Genomic DNA, 22668 nt, shown 5'->3' with positions numbered 1-22668 from the left:
TGGGTAGGACTTGAGCAGTCGCACATATAGGGTTACACCTCGCGTCAGTTCAGAATGAAAATTTGGGGAAATCATGACAGCGAATAATAATTTGGGCACGGCACAGGAAACCTACGCGAAATTCCTGTCGATGCTGAAGGTCGGAACGATCCTAACCGCTATTGTAGCAATATTGGTGGTTATACTCATTTCCTAACGAATTGGAATCTAGTGTGAAAATTGCGGTATTGAAGGAGCTCGCCGACGGCGAAGCGCGCGTCAGTGCGTCGCCTGAAACGGTCAAGAAGTTCATAGCTCTCGGCGCCACCATGGCGGTTGAAAAGGGTGCGGGCGAATCTGCCGCTGTTGCTGACAAGGATTATCAGGACATGGGTGCGACAATCGGAACGCGCGCCGCCGTTCTGAAGGATGCCGACATTGTTCTGGCAGTGCAGGGTCCTTCACCGCAATCTCTGAAGGGCATCAAGAAAGGCGCATGGCTGGTTGCCAGCCTCAATCCCTTTGGCGAGCGCGAGCGGGTCGACGCATATGCAAAGCTGGGCATTGATGCGCTGGCGATGGAATTCATGCCGCGGATCACCCGCGCGCAATCGATGGATATCCTCTCCTCGCAATCCAATCTGTCGGGTTACAAGGCCGTGCTGATGGCCGCGAATGAATATGGCCGGGTCTTCCCGATGATGATGACCGCAGCGGGCACGGTTTCGGCCGCGCGCTGTTTTGTCATGGGTGTCGGCGTCGCCGGATTGCAGGCGATTGCCACGGCCCGGCGTCTTGGCACACAGGTCAGCGCGACCGATGTGCGCAGCGCCACCAAGGAACAGATCCAGTCGCTTGGCGCGAAACCGATCTTCGTTGAATCGGTCGAAGGCATCGAGGGCGAAGGCTCGGGCGGCTATGCCACCGAAATGAGCGAGGAATATCAGAAGGCGCAGGCCGAACTGGTGTCCAGCCATATTGCCAAGCAGGATATCGTGATCACCACCGCGCTGATCCCCGGCCGCGCCGCGCCGCGGCTGATTTCGGACGCGCAGATCGCGACCATGCGGACCGGTAGCGTGATCGTTGATCTTGCGGCGGAGCAAGGTGGTAATGTCGAAGGCGCTGTCGCCGGCGAAGTGGTAGAGAAACATGGCGTCAAGATCATCGGCGCGAGCAATATCGCGGCGATGATGGCAGCAGACAGCTCGGCACTATTTTCGCGCAATCTTTATAATTTCCTCAGCGCCTATTGGGATGAAGAGGCCAAAAGGCCGGTGCTGCCCGATGACGATGAAGTGACGATTGGCATACGGCTTACCAAGGATGGCAAGGTCGTGAACGAGCGGTTGCTGGGGTGAGGAAATAGCTATGGGGCTACTCAACGCAACAACCGGTGATCCGGCAGATTTTATCGCGAAGCACGGACATGCGCTCACCGATGCCGAAGATGTGGTAGTAGTTTTCAAAACTGTCCGGGACTGGATTGCATTCACCTCTTGGAGGGTGATTTACGTGAACGTGCAAGGGATCACCGGCAGCAAAAAAGAATATCTGACGGTGCCTTATCGATCGATCACTGCATATTCGATTGAAAGTGCTGGAACTTTTGACCTCGACGCCGAAATCAAAATCTATCTTTCGGGCCGGAACCCGATTGAATTTAAAATCGGACGAAATTCCGATGTAGATGCGATGCAAAAATTAATGGCAGACAAACTGGAACGATAATGGACTTTATTTCAATTTTATCAATTTTCGTGATGGCCTGTTTTGTCGGCTATTATGTCGTCTGGTCGGTGACCCCGGCCCTACACACGCCGCTGATGGCGGTGACCAACGCGATTAGCTCGGTGATCATTGTCGGGGCGCTGATTGCGGCGGCGGCGGGATCGCAGGCTGATGGCGGGCAGACCGCCAAATGGCTGGGTCTGGTCGGGGTGGTGCTGGCGAGCGTGAATATTTTTGGCGGCTTTGCCGTGACCGAGCGGATGCTCGCGATGTACAAGAAAAAGGAGCGCAAATAATGCGATACGCATTGATTGGCGCCGCCGCGCTGCTCTTCTCGACTCCGGCGCTTGCTTCGTCCGGTGAACCGGTAAACCCCTGGGTCGCAGCGGCCTATCTGATTGCGGGCGTGCTTTTCATTCTCGCCCTGCGCGGCCTGTCGTCGCCAGAATCGAGCCGGACGGGCAACCGTTTCGGCATGGCCGGTATGCTGATTGCCGTGGTCACGACCCTGTGGACCCACAGCATTGCCAGCCTGCCGGAAATTGCCGGCGCGATCGCCATTGGCGGCGCGATCGGTTTCTTTACCGCGCGCCGCATTGCGATGACCGATATGCCGCAGCTGGTTGCCGCTTTCCACTCGCTGGTCGGCATGGCCGCCGTGCTGGTCGGTATCGCCGCCTATCTCAATCCCGGTGCATTCGGCATCCTGGATGCGACGGGTGAAATATTGACCGTCAGCCGTGTCGAGCTGGGCCTTGGCGTTGCCATTGGTGCGATCACCTTCTCCGGTTCGGTTATCGCTTTCCTGAAACTCAACGGCAATATGTCGGGCGCGCCGATCATGCTGCCGCTGCGTCATGTCATCAATCTCGGCGTGCTCGCCGGGATCATCGGACTGACTGCCTATTTCGCCATTGCGCCGACCGTCGGTACGGGCGCGATTTTCTGGACTATTGTCGGGCTGAGCTTCCTGATCGGCTTCCTGTTGATCATCCCGATCGGCGGCGCCGACATGCCGGTCGTGGTGTCGATGCTGAACAGCTATTCCGGCTGGGCGGCGGCAGCGATGGGTTTCACGCTTGGCAATACCGCTATGATCATTACCGGCGCTCTGGTCGGTTCGTCCGGCGCGATCCTGTCCTATATCATGTGCAAGGCGATGAACCGCAGCTTCATCAGCGTGATCGCCGGCGGCTTTGGCGCGGAAGCGGCGAGCAGCGATGGCGCGGCCAAGATCGACCGTCCGTGGAAGCGTGGTTCGGCAGAAGATGCTGCCTATATGATGAAACAGGCCGAAAGCGTGATCATCATTCCAGGCTATGGCATGGCCGTGGCGCAGGCCCAGCATGCCTTGCGTGAAATGGGCGACATGCTGAAAGAACAGGGTGTCAGCGTCAAATATGCGATCCACCCGGTGGCCGGCCGTATGCCGGGTCATATGAATGTGCTGCTCGCCGAAGCCAATGTATCCTATGACGAGGTTTTCGAGCTCGAAGATATCAACAGCGAATTTGCCCAGGCCGATGTAGCCTTCATCATCGGCGCGAATGACGTGGTCAATCCGGCGGCGAAAACCGACAAGGGGTCGCCGATTTACGGGATGCCGGTGTTCGATGTCGAAAAGGCCAAGACCATCTTCTTCGTCAAGCGTTCGATGGGCGGCGTCGGCTATGCCGGGGTCGACAACGAGGTCTTTTATATGGACCAGACCATGATGTTGCTTTCCGATGCGAAGAAAATGTGCGAGGAAATCGTAAAGGCGCTTTAGACGCCGATTTCGAATATTTTCGGGGATTGTAATTTCAATGCGTAAAATTGGCCTGATTGGCGGGATGAGCTGGGTATCGACCGCCAGCTATTACACGCGGATCAACAGTATCGTGCAAAAGCGGCTGGGTGGTTTTTCCAGCCCGCACATGCTGATCGAAAGCGTGAACTTCAGTGACTATGCCCGGTTGCAGTCGGATGATGACTGGGATGCGGCGGCTGGCCTGATGACCCGAGCAGCCAAGCGGCTGGAGCATAGCGGCGCGACCGCGGTGCTGATCTGTTCCAATGCGATGCACAAAATTTATGATCAGGTGCAGCCGGAAGTGGGCGTGCCGATCCTTCATATTGCCGATTGCGTGGGCGACAAGATGGTCGCCGATGGCATAAAGACGGCGACCTTGCTCGGTTCCCGCAATGTGATGACCGAGGGTTTCTACCGCAAGCGCCTCGTCGGCAAGGGCATAACCCTGACTCCGCCGGATGACGAGCGGGTCGAGGAAATCGACCGGATCATTTACGAAGAGCTGATGTTCAATCAGGCCAAGCGCGAATCCGAACGGACAATGAAAACCTATATCACCAATATCGCCAAGGGCGATGTCGAGGCGGTGGTCCTGGGCTCTACGGAACTGGACCTGATCATCGATACCAAGGCGAATATCCTGCCGATCTACGACAGCACCGAAATTCATGCCGATGCGGCGATCGATTGGGTTCTCGCAGAGGCCTAGAATTCCGGCCTAAACTTCGACTTTTCCCAATCTACTGACATTCATGTCAATGCTCTTGGCATCCGCCTGATTTTACGGCATCATGGCTCTTTCCTGGAGGAGAGAGATATGATCCGCAGTTTAGACCTTGTTTCAGCCATTTGGAAACGTCGTCATCGTGGTGGGAAGCCCGCTGGCAAGGAACGGCGGGCAGCGCGGGCTGGTTGCCCGTGCAATCGTCGCGACGCCGCCAGCGGGCTTCCCACCACGACCCCGAAGGGGCGGGCCGAGTTTGGCCCGGCGCAGCGTTGCTCGTCGGTCACAATGTATGACATTGCTCCCTCCTCGCGCCTCGCGCCGAGCCAAACTCGGCTCCGTGCCGATGCTTCCAAATGGCTGAAACAAGGTCTTTTGTTCGCCACCGCGCTGTGCCTTAGCGCCCCGACACTCGCAAAAACCGTCACTGTCGCCCCTGGTGCCGATGCGCAGGAAAGACTGCAGGAAGCACTGATCCTCGCCGAACCGGGCGATGTGGTGGAACTGGGCGCCGGTCGCTTTGACCTGGTCGATGGTCTCTCTCTCGACGTTGACAATGTCACTATCCGCGGCGCCGGCATGGACCAGACGGTGCTGAATTTCGCCGGGCAGCTGGGCGCAGGCGAAGGCCTGCTGGTGACATCGGATCATGTTGTGCTGCGCGATTTCGCGATCGAGGACAGCAAGGGCGATGGTATCAAGTCGAAGGGCGCGGACAATATCGTCTATTACAAGGTCCGGGTCGAATGGACCCGCGGGCCGCATGCCGAAAATGGTGCTTATGCGATCTATCCGGTCGAAAGCAGCAATGTTCTGGTCGACAGCGTGATCACGATCGGCTCTTCCGATGCCGGGATTTATGTCGGCCAGTCGGAAAATATCATTGTCCGCAACAGCGTGGCCAGGTTCAATGTTGCCGGGATCGAGATCGAGAACAGTATCGGCGCGGACGTCTATAATAATGTCGCGGTCAATAACACCGGTGGCATCCTGGTGTTCGATCTGCCGAATATTCCGAAACAGGGTGGCCGCAATGTCCGGGTGTTCGACAATATCGTGGTCGACAATAATACCCCCAATTTCGCTCCCGCAGGCAATATCGTCGCCGAGGTCCCCGCTGGCATGGGCGTCATGGTGATGTCGCATTATGAAGTGGAAGTATTCGAAAACCGCTTTGCTGAAAATGGCACCGGCAATATCCTGATCGTCTCCTATAGCAAGGAGCAGAAGGACCCCAATTATAACCCGAAGCCGATTGGTGTGCGGGTGTTTGAAAATGATCATGGCCGCGCGGGCTACAAGCCGGTCTTCCCCGGTGGCGCCGAGCTGAAGGCCGCATTTGGTGGCGCGATTCCGCCGATTATCGAGGATGGTACGGGTGAGAATATCCTGATCGGCGATGATGTCGCAATCCTGTCCCTGGGTCTGACCAAGGCCGGGCAGCCGTTGACCGAAGCGAGGCCAACACTGGTGGCGGGAGCCAGCGAGCCGTTTGACGGTCGGCAGCTTAAGCCGATCACTCTGCCGCAGGCGATGGAAGACGCGATCAAATAGATGCGCTGGCTGGTTTCTGCGTGCGCGATAGTGGTTCTCGCCTTTTCGGCGGGTGCGCGCGAACCGGCGGGAGTTGCGGACGATGTGATCCTGTCCGACGGCTTGCCGCGGGTTCTGTCAGACTATCGCTTTTTCAGGGATGCCTCCGGCTGGCGGCCCAATGACCGGGTTGTGGCCTATCGGCTGAACATGCCGCTGTTTACCGACTATGCGGAAAAATACCGGTTCATCTATGTGCCGGAAGGACAGCAGGCGAAGGCCAGTGGCGACGGGTTGCTCGATTTCCCGGTGGGATCGGCGCTGATCAAGAGCTTTGGCTATGAGCGTGACGGCAAGCCAATGCTGCTCGAGACCAGAGTGCTGCTGCACCGCGCCGACGGCTGGCTGGCGCTGCCTTATGTGTGGAATGCAGAGCAGACCGAAGCGACGCTGAAAATTGCGGGCGCGCGCATTCCGGTCACCTTCACCGACCCTTCGGGGCAGGAGCGTTCGATAAATTACGGTGTGCCCAACAAGAACCAGTGCAAGGAATGCCATGCCTTGTCGGGAGCGGTGACGCCGATCGGGCCGAAGGCGCGTAATCTGACCCATGACGGGCAGCTCGCGGAATTTGCCCGGCTGGGTCTGATCGACGCGGTTCCCGAAGTGGATTACCGCGTGCCAGTCTGGGGTGAGACCAGCGCGCCATTGAAAGACCGCGCGCGCGGCTATCTCGATGTCAATTGCGCCCATTGTCACAATATCAACGGCTCGGCGAGCAACTCCGGCCTGTTCCTGACCTATGAAGAGAGCATGCCGGTCCGCGTCGGCATCCACAAGCGCCCGGTTGCGGCGGGGCGGGGGAGCGGCACCCATGATTTCGACATTGCCCCCGGTGACCCGGATGGCAGCATCATGATCTACCGGCTGAACAGCCTTGAGGCGGGGATCTCCATGCCGGAAGTGGGGCGGACAATGGTGCATGAAGAGGGCGTGGCGTTGCTGAGTCAGTGGATCGCGGAGATGGAATAGGGACAGTCAATGACCAGCAGAATCGCCCATTGCCATTGCCGCCAATTGCAGATCACAACGAGCGGTGAACCTTATGCGGTGGTGATGTGCCATTGTCGCGGCTGTCAGCAGCGGACCGGTGCGCCCTTCGGCGTTGGTGCCTATTTCAAGCTGAGTGACTACAAAATTGCAGGAAAATCAAACCCCTATGTGAGAACGGGTGCGAGTGGTTCGCCGTTTGAGAACCGTTTTTGTCCGGATTGCGGTACCACGGTCTATTGGCTGACGCCTTTTCATCCAGATGGTATTGGTATCGCGACCGGCTGCTTTGAAGGAGATGATCTGCCAGCCCCGTCGCGCAGCGTCTGGGAGAGCGAACGGCACCAGTGGGTTGATGTCCCCGCCAAGGATCGGTGGTTAGAGGGTCGAGGCGGCGCGAAGGTTGCGGAATGAAGGGAAGGTCTATTTCGCCCGGGTCCAGTCCTGGCCCTGGCAGAAAAAGGCGATACAGCCTTTCATCTTCAGCTTGTTGGGAGAGTTGAGGCTGACTTCCGAACGATAGGTCTTGCCGCTTTTCGGATCATAGACCTTGCCGCGCCAGATATCGCCATCGGGCTTGAAGCCGGTCAATATCGCCATGCCGAGCAGGGTGCGATTGCGCAGTTTCTTGTCGGGATTGTTGATGTCCTTCTGGCCGGGGCCGTTGGGCGGAGTGACCAGATATTTGTAGATGCGGCCGCAAACGGTCGTTCCGCATTTCGAGATCTTTATGATGGCGTCCCGTTCCTGGGTGATCCAGTCGCCGTGAATCGAATCCGCAGCCAGCGCGGGGGTGGCGAAGGTCATCGCGGCGGGGATCAGGCAGGCGGCTATTTTAGCGGGGGTTAGTATCGACATGGTCGGGCTCCTTTGCGCGCAGCCGATATTACCAGCTTTCGCCTATAGACTGTCAATCTTTGCTAGAGCGTCCCGGGTTACGCCAATCTGAACGCGCCGGAATAATCGGCCTTCCTCGGCCCAGAAAATCAGCGCTAGCGATGCAATACCGCAGACCAGAAAGCCGATGGCTATCGGCCGCACCGTGCCGTCAAACTGCAGGCCGATCGATGCGCCGATCACCGCCGACAGAGTGGATCGGGCGAAATTCTGGAAGGATGAAGCGACTCCGGCGATCTTGCCGAAGGGCTGCATTGCGATCGAACTGAAATTGGCGCCGGTCAGACCCACCATGGCCATGGATGGCACCAGCAGGGCCGAGAAGGTCCAGATATTGATGCCGCCCGTCATCGCGAGGATGAAGTGGATGATCGAGACCAGGATGAAGCATATCAGCGCCGATTGCGACACCCGCCGCGCGCCGAAACGCATGACGATCCGGCTATTGGCGAAATTTCCGAGCGACATGGCGGCGGCATTGAGTGCGAAGACGAAGACAAAAATATCCCCGGCATCGAAAATGTCGAAAAATATCTGCTGCGCCGAAGCGATATAGGCGAACAGTGGGGCCATCATCAGGCCGCTCGCCAGGACATGGCCAAAGCTGTTGCGATTGAAGATGACCTGATACCATGCCGAGCCGATCGCCTTCGGATGGATCGGCGTCTTGTCGTCGGGGTGCAATGTCTCGGGCAGTCGGAACAATACCCATAGAAAGGCCGCCAGCCCGGCTGCTGCGAGAACGACGAATATTCCGTTCCACGGCGCCACCAGCAGCACCATTTGCCCGAGCAGCGGCGCGGTGATTGGCACGATCATGAACACCATCATGATGGTGGACATGGATCGCGCCATCTCGTCGCCTTCATAGCGATCGCGGATGATGCTGTTGACCAGCACGCCCATTGCCGATGCGGCCAGCCCCTGGACGAAGCGGCCGATCAGCAGCAGCTGATAATCCCAGGCAAATGCACAGAATATGGCGAAGGCCACATATATCAGGGTGCACACCAGCAGGACCGGCTTGCGTCCGAAGCGATCGGCGAGCGAACCGTGGAGGATCGAACCGATAGCCATGCCATATATATAGGAGGTGATGACCCATTGCCGGTCATTGACCGACGGCAGCGCGAAGTCATCGGACATGAAACCCAGTCCGGGCAACATGATGTCGATGGCCAGCGCGTTCAGGGCCATCAGGCTCGCCATCAGGAAGGTGAGTTCGAGACGGCCAATCGGAAATGGGAGAGCTTTGCGTTGCACCGGTGGCCTATGGCAAGATCAGGCGAGTGTGGCTATAGTATAAATGAAAAGCTTGCGCCTCTGCCGGGCTCCGAAATCGAGGGAAAATGGGATGATCAAGCTATGGGTTTCCCAGCTTGCACTGATTGGCTTGGCGCTGGCGGGGACAGCCGCTGTGCGGGCGGAAACCGCGCCGGTATCGCCCAGCTGCATTTCGGTGTCGGGTGATATATGGGGCGAGGAGAAGCCGGACATTGCCCCGCGTGAAATCGACGGCCAGCAAATAAAATCGCTGTCCGGTTTCTTGCGCATGATCGACCAGCGGACAGTGGATGTCCTGATCGTCAAGGGCGGCAATTTTACCGGCTGGGATTTCGCCGGGACCATGTTGGCCGGCATCTGCTTTGAAGAGAGTGCACTGGCGGGTGCGAGCTTCGCCGGCGCGCATGCACCCGGGGCCGGGTTCATCAAGTCCGATCTGACTGGTGCCAATATGAGCGGCGCAATCATGCCCGGCGTCCTGTTCCGCAACGCCGGCTTGAAAAATGTCACGGCCAAGGGTGCCGATTTTTCCCATGGCCGTTTCGATGGCGGCTGGTTCGATGGCAGCATCGAGGGATGGGATCTCGACGGTGCCCATATGAACGGCTTCACCTTTGCATGCGGGATCACGGTGGAGGACGGCTGTCCGGTCTATAAGGGCGGCGCAAAGATGACCGCCAGGGGCGCGGATTTCACCGATGCCACGCTGCACAGCTTTGGTCTGCACGCTGTCGACCTCGCCGGTGCCCGGATCGACCAGACGATTATCGGGCCCCGCCAATTGCCCTATCTGGCGAAAAGCGATTTTGACGGCACCGTGATCCTGCGCGGGGGCGACAGCGATGTCAGCCTGACCGCCGAAGAAGCGCGGCAACTGGTGGTCGGAAACGCCGCACAAAAGATGGTGGAGGCGCGCCCGTCATTTGACTGCGGCAAGGGCGAGCAGGGTCGAGCAGGAAATTTGCGGCGAACATGCCAGTGAACTGCGTGCCGCGGATCGGGAAATTGCAACCCTGTATCAGCGCGCAAAGGCAATTGATGCCGGAAGCAAGGCAGGCCAGCGAACCTGGATGAAACAGCGCAATCTTTGCAGTGCGGCAGAATATCCGGTGGATTGCATCCGCGAAAGCTACAGCTTGCGCAAGGGGCAGCTGCTCGCTCTGCTGGGCGAACAAGACTGGCTGGCGCGCGGCGAGGCAAGCTTGTTTGTTGACGATGTGCTGCCGCTCCCCGCTGCATTCGTCCAGACGGGCCTGTTCGACAAAATCGCCCCCTCCCTCGTTGGTGCCTCGATGACCGAGATCTTGATCGAGCGCGGGGATGACGGGCTTTACGCGATCAGGGCCAGCGCGGTGGGGGCCAATGCGCATTTGTGCAGCATCTACGCCTCGCATCTCTATTTCGACAGGAAATCGGGCTGGTATATCCCGGTATCGGAAGGCGCCGCTATCCCGATTTTCCGGATCTTGGATGGCCGGCTGGAGATATTTGCGGATGGCCGGCCGGATTATGAAAAATATCCCGAGGCAGGAGATTATATGAGCTGCGGCATGCGCGCCAGTTTTGGCGAGACCATCCGCGCCAATGTCAGCGAGGCGCTGGTCGAACGCTATCGGAAATCGCTGAACGAGGAAATGTAGTCGCTCCCCAAGTGGCGAAACAGGCGCTAGAATGAGGCCATGTCCGATTCCACGCCCGATCTGCTTCAGCGCAAGATCATCCATATCGACATGGATGCGTTTTTCGCCAGCGTCGAGCAGCGGGATTTTCCCGAACTCCGCGGCAAACCGGTGGCGGTCGGCGGTTCGTCGAAGCGCGGCGTTGTCGCGGCGGCTTCCTATGAAGCGCGCAAATATGGGGTGCGATCGGCCATGGCTTCGGTCACTGCCAAGCGGCGCTGTCCCGATCTGATTTTCGTCAAGCACCGGTTCGAGGTCTATCGCGAGGTGTCGCAGCAGATCCGGGCGATATTCCGCATGCACAGCGATCTGGTCGAGCCGCTGTCGCTGGATGAGGCCTATATCGACGTCACCGAGGACAAGATGGGGATCGGCAATGCCACAAGGATCGCCGAGATGATCCGGGCCGAGATCAAAAAACAGACCGGTCTCACCGCCAGCGCCGGGGTGAGCTATAACAAGTTCATCGCCAAGATTGCTTCCGACCAGAACAAGCCGGACGGAATTTGCGTGATCAAGCCGCATCAGGGTGCGGATTTTGTCGCCGGGCTGCCGGTGCGGCGTTTCTACGGCGTTGGTCCGAAGACGGCGGAGCGGATGGCGAAGCTGGATATTCACACCGGCGCCGATCTGCGCGCGCAGTCGCAGGATTTCCTCAGTCAGCATTTCGGCAAGTCGGCGGGCTATCTATTTCGCGCCTCGCGTGGCGTCGATCATCGCGAAGTGCGGTCCAACCGGATTCGCAAATCGGTCGGCGGCGAGCGGACTTATGGCGATGATCTGGTCAGCGACAGCGATATGCACGACGCGTTCGAGACGATCATTGATATCGTCTGGAACAGTATCGAGAAATGCGAGGCGCGCGGGCGGACGGTGACGCTGAAGGCCAAATATGCCGACTTCCGGCAGGTCACCCGGTCGCATTCAGTGGATCATTATGTCGCGGACAAGAATGAATTCGCGAAGATCGGCCGGGACTTGCTGGCGAGTATCATGCCTGTGGAAAATGGCGTACGGTTGCTTGGGTTGACGCTCGGCAATCTGGAAGGCGCGGAGGCAGCGGCTGTGTCTGAGCAAAGCGACGATCAGCCTGCGTTCGAATTTTAGCGCCTGTGCTCCGCAGTTGATGCGGAGTTCTTCGTTTCAACGAGCGCATTTTTGCCGGCAGGGCTCCGCGTCGAGCGCGGAGCACAAACCTGTGCGACGCGCAGTGAGGGTGATCAGAAACTCATCTCGTCATAGACCCGGCTGACATCGCCGTTCCATTCGCCGTGATAGCGCTCGAGCAGTTGCGCCGCCGGTGATTTGCCTTTGGCGACCACTTCGCGCAGCGGATCGAGAAAGCCGCTTTCATTGTCGCCGCTGGTGTTCAGGCGGTTGCGCGCGGTCAGGCCAGCCGATGATATGTCGAGGATTTCTTTGGCCAGGTCCTTCAACGTCTGACCATTGGGGATCGGCGTATCGAGTCCGAGCTTGGGTACGGCGTTGCGCAGCGCCTCGCGCTCTTCCATGCTCCAGCCCTTGACCCTGTCCCAGGCGGCGTCGAGCGCGGTCTGGTCGTAGAGCAGGCCGACCCAGAAGGCTGGCAGGGCGCAGATCCGGTTCCAGGGGCCGCCATCGGCGCCGCGCATCTCGAGGAAGCTTTTCAGGCGCACTTCCGGGAAGGCGGTGGAAAGATGGTCGGTCCAGTCGGACATGGTCGGTTTCTCGCCGGGCAGAACCGAGAGATTGCGTTTGAGAAAATCGCGGAAGCTGAGGCCGGCGGCGTCGATATATTTGCCGTCGCGGAAGACGAAATACATCGGTACGTCGAGCATATATTCGGCATAGCGTTCGTAGCCGAAACCCTCTTCGAACACGAAGGGCAGCATGCCGGTGCGGTGCGGGTCGGTGTCCGACCAGATATGGCTGCGGAAGCTCTGGTAGCCGTTGGGCTTGCCCTCGGTGAAGGGCGAATTGGCGAACAGCGCGGTGGCCAGCGGCTGCAGCGCGAGACCGACGCGGAATTTCTGCGCCATGTCGGCTTCGCTACCATAGTCGAGATTGACCTGGATGGTGCAGGTGCGCAGCATCATGTCGAGGCCGAGATTGCCGACGCGCGGCATGTGATTGAGCATGATCTGGTAGCGGCCCTTGGGCATGATCGGCAATTCGGCGCGGGTCTTGTCCGGCCACATGCCCATGCCGAGGAAACCTGTACCGGTCTTCTCGCCAATCGCCTTCACCTGCTGCAAATGGCGACCGGTTTCGTTGCAGGTCTCGTGCAGGTTTTCCAGTGGCGCACCGGAGAGTTCCAGCTGGCCTGCGGGTTCCAGGCTGATCGCGCCGTCACTGCCGGACATGGCGATGACCTTGCCGCCTTCTTCGACCGGCTTCCAGCCAAATTCCTGCATCGCCAGCAACAGGTCCCTGATGCCGCCGGGTTCATCATAGCTGGGGGCATGATGGTCGGTGGTGGAATAGACGAATTTCTCGTGCTCGGTGCCGATCCGCCAGCGGTCCTTCGGCTTTTCGCCCTGGACCATGGGTTCGATCAACTGGTCGATATTTTCGATCACGGGATCGTTGCTGTCGGAAACCTGTCTTGTGCTCATCATCCAGCCTTAGAAAATGATCAGCGGCTGGGCTACTGAAAAAAAGCTGTTCCGCTGAAAGCTTTTGTTCCTTGTCACAGGAACCAGCTGACGGCGGCAAAGCCGCCGACGAAGAGGATGCCGACGACAGTGGTGGCGAGAGCGAAATTCTTGTCGATCCAGTCCTTCATCGGCGGTCCGAAATAGCGGAGCAGGGCAGCGACCAGAAAGAAGCGAGCAGAACGGGCGATAATGGCGGCGCCGATCAGGATATGGAGCGGCATGGCGGTGCTGCCGGCAGCGATGGTGATCACCTTGAACGGCAGTGGCGTGAAGCCGGCCAGCAGGACGACGACCCAGCCCTGTTCGTTGAAATTCTGAGCAAAAATATCGAATTTTTCGGTGACACCGTAAAATTCGAGGATCGGCATGCCGACGGTCTCAAAGACAAAATAGCCGATGGCATAGCCGAGCAGTGCGCCGAGAACCGAGGCGACGGTGCAGACCAGCGCGTACCAATAGGCGCGCTCGGGTTTTGCCAGACACATGGGGGCCAGCATGACATCGGGCGGGATCGGGAAGAAGCTGGATTCGGCAAAGCTGATTCCGGCCAGCCATTTCGGGGCCTGCCGATGCGCGGCCTTGTCGAGCATCCATTCGTATAGGCGTTTGAGCATTTTTTTAGACCTCAGTCGCCGGGTGGGCGCATCCGCGCCCTTGGCTTCCCTCGCATAAGCTCGGGCGCGCGGTCGCGCTTGCCTCGCTTCGCTCGGTTTGTTGGAGATGATATCGAGCGAAGTGAAGCACAGCCAATTCGCCGTCGCGCCAAAAACCCACCATCTAGTGACCGGGTGCGCCGGTGATCTCTTCCAGCAATTCCTTCGGAGTCTCGCGGCCATGGTCGGTGCCGGCGGCGCGATCGCCTTTTGCCAGCGCGAAGACCACACCGGACAGCGCCAGCAGAGCAACGATATTGGGGAGAGTCATGACTGCGTTGGAAATGTCGCCCAGACGCCAGACGGTTTCGAGATCCGCAAAGGAACCGAAATAGATGACGATGCACCAGAGAATCCGCCACAGGACGTGCAGGACTTTCTCGCCCTGCAGCGACGAACCGGGCACCAGATCATAGAGATAGGTGATCGCCCGTTCGCCATAATAGCTCCAGGTGAGCAAGGTTGTGAAGACGAACAGGATCAGCGCGATCGAGGCGATGAGCGTGCCGATGGGAACGCCCAGCAATTCGGGTGAGAAAGCCGCGGCGAACGCGCCCGAGGTCATTTCAAAACCGTTCAGATCCGACTGCCACGCATGTTTGACAATTTCCGTCGTGCCATTTTCAAGCGTGTGGACAAAGCTTCCTTCGACCGTGAGCATGACCAGAGCCGTCATCGTGCAGATGACGATGGTATCGATGAATGTACCCATCATCGCGAAGCGGCCTTGGGCGGCAGGATCATTGGTTTGCGCGACGGCATGGGCAATCGGGGTCGAACCCTGACCGGCTTCGTTGGAGAACAGGCCGCGCGCGACACCGGAGCGGATCGCGATCATGATCATCGCGCCAAGAAAGCCGCCAGACGCTGCGTCATAGCCGAAGGCACCAGCAAAAATGCGCGAAAATGTTTCGGGCATGTCACCAATGTTCAATATGATGGCAATCAGTGCCATCAGCAAATAAGCGCCGGCCATCCACGGGACGATGGTTTCTGCTACCCGGCCAATCGACTTTACGCCGCCGATGATGACGGTGAAAACAGCAACCGCCGCGACGACGCCGCCGACCCATGGTTCTACGCCAAATAGCTGGTTGGCTGATGTCCCCAGGCTTTGCGCCTGAATTCCGTTGCCGGTTACCAGAGCCGAAAACAGGGCGCCGAGGCAGAACAGAACCGCCAGCCAGATCCATTTCGGACCAAGGCCAAGAGTGATATAGGTCATCGGGCCACCGCGATAGGTGCCGTCCGCTGCCTGCGAGCGGAACCGTACCGCCAGCGAACCTTCGGCAAAAGCCAGTGCCATGCCGAACAGGGCCGTGATCCACATCCAGAAGATCGCTCCTGGCCCACCCAGCGTGATGGCTGTGGCGACGCCGGCCAGATTGCCTGTGCCGACCTGACCGGAGAGCGCTGTGGACAGGGCTGCAAAGGGAGATATCTCACCGGCGCCCGGGACCTTGGACTTCTTGAACAAGCCGGCCATGGCGGGGAACAGGTTGCGCAGCGGATAGCCCTTCAGGCCGATCATGAAATATAGCCCGGCACCGAGAAGGATGATGACCATCGGAGGAATGGGCTGGCCCATTACCGGCAAGACCGGCTGGTCGTTCCACATTCCGAGCCAGATTAAATCCGACACCGCGGTCACTTGATCAATCAAAGCCGGTGCTGCACTCACAAAAATTCTCCCCGATGGCGCGTGGACGCGCAAATTCCATAATCGGGGGCAGGATTAGCAGGCGGGCGGTTTTTGGCAAATGCTTTTGCCAAATGGCCGCGAGCCCTTATGCTGGCCTGAAACCGGAAAATCGGATGGAGTCTGAAAGATGCAAAGCCTGTGGGTGAAGAAAAATGATCTGGCGCAAACGCAATGGCACGACAGCGAGGCACCGGTTCTGGCAGATGGCCAGATTTTGCTCGCCGTTGAAAAATATGCGCTGACGGCGAATAATATCACTTATGCCGTGGTCGGTGACGGCTTTGGCTACTGGAATTTCTTTCCTACCGGCGATGACCAATGGGGCATTGTTCCGGTCTGGGGCTTTGCCAAGGTCGTCGCTTCGGAAAATGCCGATATTGCCGTGGGTGAACGGGTTTACGGCTATTTGCCGATGGCGAGCCATTTGCTGGTGACGCCAGCCAATGTCCAGGATGGCGGCTTCATCGACGGCGCGGCGCACCGGCAGGGACTGGCGATCATCTATAATCAATATCACCGGCTGGGAACGGACGAGAGTCCGCTTGAAGCGGAGCGCGCGATCTTCCAGCCTTTGTTCACCACCAGCTTCCTGATCGAACATTTCATGCGGTCGAACGACTGGTTCGGGGCAGAGGCATTGCTGATGACCAGTGCGTCTTCGAAAACCTCACTGGGTCTGGCCATGGTTGCGAAAAACCTGAGTCCGACGATCAGGCGCATTGGCCTGACCTCGACGGGGAACAAGGCTTTTGTCGAGAAATCGGGGCTTTATGACGAGGTTCTGACCTATGATGATCTCTCGGCCGCCGATGCGGGTACGCCGACCGTGTCGGTCGACTTTGCCGGTAACGGTCAGTTGCTCGCCGCTATCCATGCGCACTGGGGCGACAATCTGAAATATAGTTCGCTGGTTGGCGCGACCCATGTCGAAGAACGCGGGGGTGCCAGTGATCTGCCGGGGCCGAAAGCCGAGCTTTTCTTTGCGCCTACCGCAGCCGAGAGCCTGATGAAGGAAATCGGTCCGGCGGCGTTTCGGGCGCGGGTCGATGAGCAATTTTCTGCATTCGTCAAAGGGGCGAGCGCCTATCTGACGATCGAGGATATTGCGGGACCGGAGGCTCTGCAATCTGCCTATCTCGCGATGCTCGCCAATGAGGTTGCACCCAGTCGCGGCTTGATGTGCCAGATGGATCAGGCGCAGGCTTGATTATGGTGAAATAAGACTGGATACGTTTCTCTGATGGGTCGCACCAACGGGGGGAGTTTTGCGTGGCTGAACCAACTGAAAAGCCGGACCTGAGCCGACACGCTCTTTTTGACGGGGTGGCGCCAGAGGCTCTGGAGGCTTTGCAATCGGTCTCGGAGATGCGGCGAATTGCCGGCGGCGAAGCGCTGGTGCGTCAGGGTGAAGACGCCGATGCGCTCTATTTTGTCGAATCCGGCCGGTTCCGGGTGGTGGTCAACAAGAAGCGGATTGTCGCGCATATCGAAACCGGCGAAGCGGTGGGTGAGCTGGCCTTTTTTGCTGGCGGCAAGCGCACCGCCGATGTCATCGCCATGCGCGATTCTTCGGTGCTGGACGTATCGCGGCAGGCCTTTGACGAGATTGCTCTGCGCCATCCCCAGCTGAACGTGGCCATGCTCAAGCTGGTTTCAGAACGGCTGGCAGTGGCGACGGCACGGACATCTTCCATCTTATCAAAAAACCCTCGTGTAATTGCCTTATTGCCAGCCGGAAACAGCAAATTGCCCGACGGTTTTCTGGCGCGGCTGGCGGGCGCCTTTGAAGCCGTGGTCCGGGCGGAAACACCGGTGGTGCCGATCGACCGGGCGACGAGCGAGGCAGCGGATGCTCATGAATATCAGTCATGGCTCGCGGATCAGGAAGCCAAGGGTGCCTATGTGCTGATCGACGGTAGTGGCTCGGACGACTGGGGTCAGATGGTCTGCCGCAATGCCGATGCGCTGGTGATGGTGGGGCGGTCCGGCCGGGCGGATCCCGAGCCCAATGCGATGGAAATATCGGCGATGCGCTGGATTGCGGAACCGCAACGCACGTTGCTGCTGCTCCGTTCGAACGGCGGCAAGACGATCAGCCACAGTGGTGACTGGATTGATCCGCGCGCTCCCAAGCTGCACCATCATGTCGCGCTCGACAATGATGCGGATTTTACCAAGGTCGCCCGGTTCCTGACCGGCAGGGCAGTTGGCGTGGTGCTGGCCGGTGGTGGCGCCCTGGGCTGTGCCCATCTCGGCGTGATCAAGGCACTGCAGCAGGCCGAGATTCCGATCGACTTTATCGGCGGTGCCAGTGCTGGCGCGGCGATGGGCGGAGCGATTGCGCGCGGCATGTCGGTCGACGAAACGCTCGACCAGATGGAGGCGATGTTCATCCATGCCAAGGCGATGAAGCGGCTGACCCTGCCGATCTACTCGCTGCTCGATCCGACGGTGTTCGACAGCGAACTGAGAACCCGTTACGGCACCAGGGATATTGCCGACCAGCCGATCAATTTCTTCGGCGTCTCGACCAATCTCTCGACCAACGGTCTGCATGTCCACCGGCGGGGGCCGTTGTGGGAATGTGTCCGGGCTTCGGGTTCCCTGCCGACCATATTGCCACCATTTATCGATAGTGACGGCAATATTCTGGTCGATGGCGGCGTGCTCGACAATGTCCCGGTCAAGGTGATGCACGGGCTCAAGGCCGGGCCGAATATCGTGGTGTCTCTGGGTGACCCGAACGAGGTCTGGCGCACCGATGCTCTTTATGATGATATCCGCGGGCGCTGGAGCCTGCTGCGCGACGTGATACTGCGCCGCAAGCGAGCTGTGGAATTCCCGTCGATTGTCGAGATCATGTCGCGTTCGATGGTGGTCGCCAGCCGGATGGCATCGAAGGAAATGCTCGGCGAGCAGGATATATTGGTGAATCCGCCGATCATCGCCGACATGCAGATACTCGACTGGCATCTTGGCCGGGAACTGGCGGATATGGCGGCGGATTATATCGGCGAACAGGTCATTCCGACCATGGATCTCGGGGAGTAATTTACCAAACAGGTTAAAATAGCTTGACATCGTCACGCTGTTTAGGTACATATCAGGAACATCGCGAAATTGTGATTCGGGCCGACCGGCTCTGAATGACCCCACCGGACAGGCGGGGCCGTTCTGACCGGAAGGCCCTTTTTTGTGGTCGGACGGTTCGCGTCGATCCGGTGCGGAGTATATTATGCCAAAATCAGAAGTCAGGGGATGTTATGACAACAGGCGCAAGCTGAAGTTCCTGAAAGAGCTTGCGATAAGCTCGCATGTGGCGAATTCGGCGAAGGCTGCCGGTGTTGCGGTGTCGACTGTTTATAGCTGGCGTGAGCGGGATCCGGAGTTTTTCCGGCAATGGATGCGTTCGCTCGCCGCCGGCTATGAGCTGCTTGAAATGGATCTGCTCGACCGCGCCCGCAATGGCGTCGACAAACCTGTGTTCCATGAGGGCAAGCAAGTGGCGACGGTAAGACAATATAATGACGGTATCGGCGTCAAATTATTGCTGGCGCACAAGCAGATGGTGGCGCTGGCCCGCGCGATCGAGGATGATATCAATCCCGAGCAGGTGCGCATCGATCTGGACCGCAAACTGGGAGACATGCGGATGAAGCTGCTGCGCCGGCGGGCGCTGGCCGAAGGAGAGGGAAAGCAGCCGACGTCCGACAATGATGAATGATATCTCCGAGGCGGAGCTATTTGCCCAATGGACCGCGCGGGAGCGCAACATATTTTTTTCTTCGCTGAGCCGGCAGGAACAGGAGCAATTATTCTACCGCTGGCATTTCTGGGCGCGACCCGGACAGAGGCCGCCCGAAGGGGACTGGTCGGTCTGGCTGATCATGGCCGGGCGCGGCTTTGGCAAGACCCGGGCCGGGGCGGAATGGGTGCGCCACATTGCCGAAGGCGATGGCAGCGCCCGCTTCGCGCTGGTCGGGGCCAATTATGCCGAAACCCGCACGGTGATGGTCGAAGGGGAAAGCGGTCTGCTATCGATCGCGCCACCCAAGCAGCGGCCGGTCTGGGAACCGTCGCTGAAGCGGCTAACCTGGGATAATGGCGCGCAGGCGCATCTCTATTCCGCCGCCGAGCCGGAGGGCCTGCGCGGACCGCAGCACAGCCACGGCTGGTGCGACGAGATTGCCAAATGGATGAACAATGCCGGACAGGCGGAAGCGGCCTGGGACAATCTGAAAATGGGTTTGCGTCTTGGGTACCGGCCGCAACTGGTGGCGACCACAACGCCGCGGCCGGTGCCGCTGGTGCGGGCGTTGGTGAGTGGAGAGGTGGCGATCACGTCAGGCCGGACTCTGGATAATGATCTGCATTTGCCGGTGGCTTTTCTCACCGCGATGACGGCGGATTATGGCGGCACAAGGCTGGGGCGACAGGAGCTGGATGGCGAGCTGATCGAGGATGTCGAGGGCGCGCTGTGGACAAGGGCGATGATTGAGGAGTGCCGGGTTGGCCGCGATGCCGTTCGTGTCGAGCGAAGTCGAGACACTTTGGATAGCGCGAACCGGTCTCTCGACTGCGCTCGAGACGAACGGGAGATTGGTTTTGCCCGCATCGTAATCGGCGTCGACCCGCCGGCATCGAAAAATGGAGACGCTTGCGGGATCATTGTCGCCGGACTGGGCGCGGATGGTAAAGCTTATGTGCTGGCCGATTGCAGCGTGGAAAAGGCCAGCCCCGAAACATGGGCACGCAAGGTGGCTGATGCGGCGGACCGCTATGATGCCGACCGCGTCATTGCCGAAGCCAATCAAGGCGGGGCGATGGTTAAATCGGTGCTGCAGGCGGCGAAGATTTCGCTGCCGGTGAAGCTGGTCCACGCTTCGCGCGGCAAGGTCGCGCGGGCGGAACCGGTGGCGGCGCTCTATGAAAATGGCCGCGTCCATCATGCCGGTGCGTTCCCGCAACTGGAAGACGAGATGTGCGGGCTGCTGGTCGGCGGCGGCTATGAAGGGCCGGGGCGGTCGCCGGATCGGGCGGATGCTTTGGTCTGGGCGTTGACGGAACTGATGCTGGGCAAGGCGCGGGAGCCACGGGTTCGGTAGAGATTTATGTGCTCCGCACTTGATGCGGAGCTCTAGAGGTTGGGAACTGAACGCCGAGAGGGCTCCGCATCAGGTGCGGAGCATATTTTACAAAACCAAGGAACAAACATGACATTCTGGGAAAATATCGCGCTCGCCTTCAAGGGCGGGGGTGGACCAGCGCGGCCGCCTTTGGGGCGGTCCTATATCGGCACTTATGGTGGCGCGGCTCTTTCGGGGGACGCGCCTTTTTCTTATGAAGGAAGGGTGCGCGAGGCCTATGTCGAGAATGCCATTGCCCAGCGCGCGGTGCGGATTGTTGCCGAGGGAGTTGGTGGTGCGCCGCTGCTGCCGGTGGATGAAAAGGTTGCGGCCCTGGTCGGTGGACCGGGCGCGAGCCAGTCACTGCTGGAGACCATTGCGGCGCATCTGCTGCTCCATGGCAATGCCTATGTGCAGGTCATTCTCGGGGACGAGGATCAGCCGGCGGAGCTCTACGCGCTTCGTCCGGACCGCATAACCGTCGAGCCGGATGCCAAGGGCTGGCCGGTGGCCTATAATTACCGCGCCGGTGAGCATCGCACGCGCTTTGCGGCGCAGGATGCGACGGGGCGACCGGCGATTGTGCATCTCAAGGGCTTTCACCCGACCGATGATCATTATGGTCTCGGTTGTCTCGGCGCGGCGGCGAAAGCGGTCGCGGTCCACAATGCGGCGGCGAAATGGAACAAGGCGATCCTGGACAATGCGGCGCGGCCTTCGGGCGCTCTGGTCTATGATCCGGGCGCGGATGGATCGGCGCTGACCGGGGAGCAGTTCGACCGGCTGAAGGCCGAAATGGATGCAAGTTTTGCGGGGGCGGGCAATGCCGGTCGGCCGATGCTGCTCGAAGGTGGCCTGAAATGGCAGTCGATGAGCATGACCCCGGCGGATATGGATTTTGTCGCGTTGAAAGAGGCGGCGGCGCGGGAGATTGCGCTGGCCTTTGGCGTGCCGCCGATGCTGCTTGGACTGCCCGGCGACAATAGTTACGCCAATTATCGCGAGGCCAACCGGGCGCTGTGGCGGCTGATGATCCTGCCGCTGGCGGGGAAGATATTGGATGGCTTGTCGGGTGCGCTGGGTGCGTGGTGGCCGGAAGTTGCGCTGGCGGTGGACCGCGACCAGATCCCGGCGCTGTCCGAAGATCGCGAGCGGCTGTGGAAACAGGTGTGCGAGGCGGATTTTCTGTCGCCGGAAGAGAAACGGGCGATGCTGGGGGTGTAGCGCTATTTTGTCTCGCGGCAGTTCGCTGCGCGGGTTTTTTATTGAACCTCAGGCGCCGGGCGGGCGCATCCGCGCCCTTGGCTTTCGCGCCATAAGGCGCGGCGGCCGGTCGGCCTTGCCTCCGCTTCGCGTCGGTTCGGCAATCCAACTGTTGGTTAGGTTCAAACCGACGCGAAGCGGAGGCAAGCGCGACCGCGCGCCCGCAGCGTAGCGAGGATAGCCAAGGGCGCGGATGCGCCCGCCCGGCGCCTGAGGTTAAAACGGAGTTTTAAAAAAAATGCAAAACGACGAAATGCTTGCCCGCCTGATGGCGCAGGCGGAAGGCGATGGGGCTGATCTGGTGACATTGCGGGCGATTGTCGAGGAGGCGACGGACAGCGGCGCGGTGCGGGTGCTCGACCGGCTCGGGCTGGCCGATCCGACGGCGCAGGACGATATTGACGAGCTGCGCGAACTGCTCCGCGCCTGGCGCGACGCCAAGGCGAGCGCGTGGAAGGCGGCGATCCGCTGGATAATTCGGGGGGTGCTGGCCTTGCTGCTGGTCGGGATCGCGATGCGGCTGGGGTTGGGGCACCTGGTGTCGTGAGCGTTTACAAACCCGTTCGTGCTGAGCTTGTCGAAGCACCTCTTGCCGGGAAGAGCCCTTCGACAGGCTCAG

Annotated in this window: 23 protein-coding genes; 18 read left to right on the top strand and 5 right to left on the bottom strand. The window is 59.4% G+C overall.

Going from position 1 to position 22668, the window contains the following annotated elements:
* Positions 1-73 precede the first annotated feature (73 nt).
* The 9 genes from AZE99_RS13945 to AZE99_RS13905 all read left to right on the top strand — a co-directional run bounded on the left by AZE99_RS13945 (position 74) and on the right by AZE99_RS13905 (position 7223).
* Entirely contained in the window at positions 74-196 is a 123-nt protein-coding gene (locus AZE99_RS13945) for an aa3-type cytochrome c oxidase subunit IV (protein WP_067202305.1), read from the top strand.
* Between the two features lie 16 nt (positions 197-212).
* The gene (locus tag AZE99_RS13940; protein WP_067202302.1) at positions 213-1340 is read left to right on the top strand and encodes an NAD(P) transhydrogenase subunit alpha; all 1128 of its coding nucleotides are present in this window, start codon (positions 213-215) and stop codon (positions 1338-1340) included.
* Positions 1341-1350: 10 nt separating this feature from the next.
* Positions 1351-1710 carry a PH domain-containing protein gene (locus AZE99_RS13935; RefSeq protein ID WP_067202299.1) on the top strand — a complete coding sequence of 120 codons (360 nt, stop codon included), beginning with the start codon at positions 1351-1353 and terminating at the stop codon, positions 1708-1710.
* Positions 1710-2006: an NAD(P) transhydrogenase subunit alpha gene (locus AZE99_RS13930; RefSeq protein WP_066743604.1), complete on the top strand. Its 297-nt coding sequence runs from the start codon at positions 1710-1712 to the stop codon at positions 2004-2006. Before AZE99_RS13935 ends, AZE99_RS13930 begins: the two co-directional genes overlap by 1 nt.
* Positions 2006-3478, top strand: a complete 1473-nt coding sequence (locus AZE99_RS13925) for an NAD(P)(+) transhydrogenase (Re/Si-specific) subunit beta (RefSeq protein WP_082788393.1) — start codon at positions 2006-2008, stop codon at positions 3476-3478. Before AZE99_RS13930 ends, AZE99_RS13925 begins: the two co-directional genes overlap by 1 nt.
* Positions 3479-3515: 37 nt before the next feature.
* Entirely contained in the window at positions 3516-4211 is a 696-nt protein-coding gene (locus AZE99_RS13920; RefSeq protein WP_067202296.1) for an aspartate/glutamate racemase family protein, read from the top strand.
* Positions 4212-4319: 108 nt separating this feature from the next.
* Positions 4320-5780 carry a parallel beta-helix domain-containing protein gene (locus AZE99_RS13915; RefSeq protein ID WP_231862625.1) on the top strand — a complete coding sequence of 487 codons (1461 nt, stop codon included), beginning with the start codon at positions 4320-4322 and terminating at the stop codon, positions 5778-5780.
* Positions 5781-6791, top strand: a complete 1011-nt coding sequence (locus AZE99_RS13910; protein ID WP_067202294.1) for an SO2930 family diheme c-type cytochrome — start codon at positions 5781-5783, stop codon at positions 6789-6791.
* 9 nt (positions 6792-6800) lie between these two features.
* A complete protein-coding gene (locus AZE99_RS13905) occupies positions 6801-7223 on the top strand; it encodes a GFA family protein (RefSeq protein ID WP_067202292.1) in 423 nt (140 codons plus the stop codon).
* Positions 7224-7232: 9 nt separating this feature from the next.
* Here AZE99_RS13905 and AZE99_RS13900 read toward each other — a convergent pair whose 3' ends face one another.
* Together AZE99_RS13900 and AZE99_RS13895 are read right to left on the bottom strand one after the other, a co-directional pair.
* The gene (locus AZE99_RS13900; RefSeq protein WP_067202289.1) at positions 7233-7667 is read right to left on the bottom strand and encodes a DUF2147 domain-containing protein; all 435 of its coding nucleotides are present in this window, start codon (positions 7665-7667) and stop codon (positions 7233-7235) included.
* A gap of 42 nt (positions 7668-7709) precedes the next feature.
* Positions 7710-8969, bottom strand: coding sequence for a multidrug effflux MFS transporter (locus AZE99_RS13895; RefSeq protein ID WP_067202286.1), 1260 nt, complete (start codon positions 8967-8969; stop codon positions 7710-7712).
* Positions 8970-9060: 91 nt separating this feature from the next.
* Between AZE99_RS13895 and AZE99_RS13890 the strand changes: the two genes are divergently transcribed.
* The 3 genes from AZE99_RS13890 to dinB are packed head-to-tail and all read left to right on the top strand — an operon-like array spanning position 9061 to position 11776.
* Positions 9061-9972 (top strand): pentapeptide repeat-containing protein, encoded by a 912-nt coding sequence (locus AZE99_RS13890; protein ID WP_067202283.1) that lies wholly within the window; start codon positions 9061-9063, stop codon positions 9970-9972.
* Positions 9914-10630, top strand: coding sequence for a hypothetical protein (locus AZE99_RS13885; protein WP_067202280.1), 717 nt, complete (start codon positions 9914-9916; stop codon positions 10628-10630). Before AZE99_RS13890 ends, AZE99_RS13885 begins: the two co-directional genes overlap by 59 nt.
* Before the next feature lie 39 nt (positions 10631-10669).
* Positions 10670-11776, top strand: coding sequence for a DNA polymerase IV (dinB, locus tag AZE99_RS13880; protein ID WP_067202278.1), 1107 nt, complete (start codon positions 10670-10672; stop codon positions 11774-11776).
* Between the two features lie 113 nt (positions 11777-11889).
* Here the strand turns inward: dinB and AZE99_RS13875 are convergent, their stop codons facing one another.
* The 3 genes from AZE99_RS13875 to AZE99_RS13865 form a co-directional block, all read right to left on the bottom strand.
* Positions 11890-13263: a glutamate--cysteine ligase gene (locus AZE99_RS13875; protein ID WP_067203723.1), complete on the bottom strand. Its 1374-nt coding sequence runs from the start codon at positions 13261-13263 to the stop codon at positions 11890-11892.
* Positions 13264-13337: 74 nt separating this feature from the next.
* Positions 13338-13919, bottom strand: a complete 582-nt coding sequence (locus AZE99_RS13870) for a YqaA family protein (RefSeq protein ID WP_067202275.1) — start codon at positions 13917-13919, stop codon at positions 13338-13340.
* Between the two features lie 163 nt (positions 13920-14082).
* Positions 14083-15639 carry an alanine/glycine:cation symporter family protein gene (locus tag AZE99_RS13865; RefSeq protein WP_067202272.1) on the bottom strand — a complete coding sequence of 519 codons (1557 nt, stop codon included), beginning with the start codon at positions 15637-15639 and terminating at the stop codon, positions 14083-14085.
* Positions 15640-15787: 148 nt separating this feature from the next.
* Between AZE99_RS13865 and AZE99_RS13860 the strand changes: the two genes are divergently transcribed.
* From AZE99_RS13860 to AZE99_RS13830, 6 genes are all read left to right on the top strand, one after another.
* Positions 15788-16867: a DUF2855 family protein gene (locus tag AZE99_RS13860; RefSeq protein WP_067202270.1), complete on the top strand. Its 1080-nt coding sequence runs from the start codon at positions 15788-15790 to the stop codon at positions 16865-16867.
* Positions 16868-16929: 62 nt separating this feature from the next.
* On the top strand, positions 16930-18711 hold the full coding sequence (locus AZE99_RS13855; RefSeq protein ID WP_067202267.1) for a patatin-like phospholipase family protein: 1782 nt from the start codon (positions 16930-16932) through the stop codon (positions 18709-18711).
* A gap of 184 nt (positions 18712-18895) precedes the next feature.
* Entirely contained in the window at positions 18896-19384 is a 489-nt protein-coding gene (locus tag AZE99_RS13850) for a hypothetical protein (protein WP_067202264.1), read from the top strand.
* The gene (locus AZE99_RS13845; RefSeq protein ID WP_156472359.1) at positions 19377-20765 is read left to right on the top strand and encodes a DNA-packaging protein; all 1389 of its coding nucleotides are present in this window, start codon (positions 19377-19379) and stop codon (positions 20763-20765) included. Before AZE99_RS13850 ends, AZE99_RS13845 begins: the two co-directional genes overlap by 8 nt.
* 108 nt (positions 20766-20873) lie before the next feature.
* On the top strand, positions 20874-22010 hold the full coding sequence (locus AZE99_RS13840) for a phage portal protein (protein WP_082788390.1): 1137 nt from the start codon (positions 20874-20876) through the stop codon (positions 22008-22010).
* Between the two features lie 277 nt (positions 22011-22287).
* A complete protein-coding gene (locus AZE99_RS13830) occupies positions 22288-22596 on the top strand; it encodes a DUF6127 family protein (protein WP_067202256.1) in 309 nt (102 codons plus the stop codon).
* Positions 22597-22668 lie beyond the last annotated feature (72 nt).

Source organism: Sphingorhabdus sp. M41 (genome assembly GCF_001586275.1).
In the GTDB taxonomy this organism is placed as follows: Bacteria; Pseudomonadota; Alphaproteobacteria; order Sphingomonadales; family Sphingomonadaceae; genus Parasphingorhabdus.
Note: the sequence above shows the minus strand (reverse complement) of the source record. Positions and strands in the feature narration are given on the sequence as shown.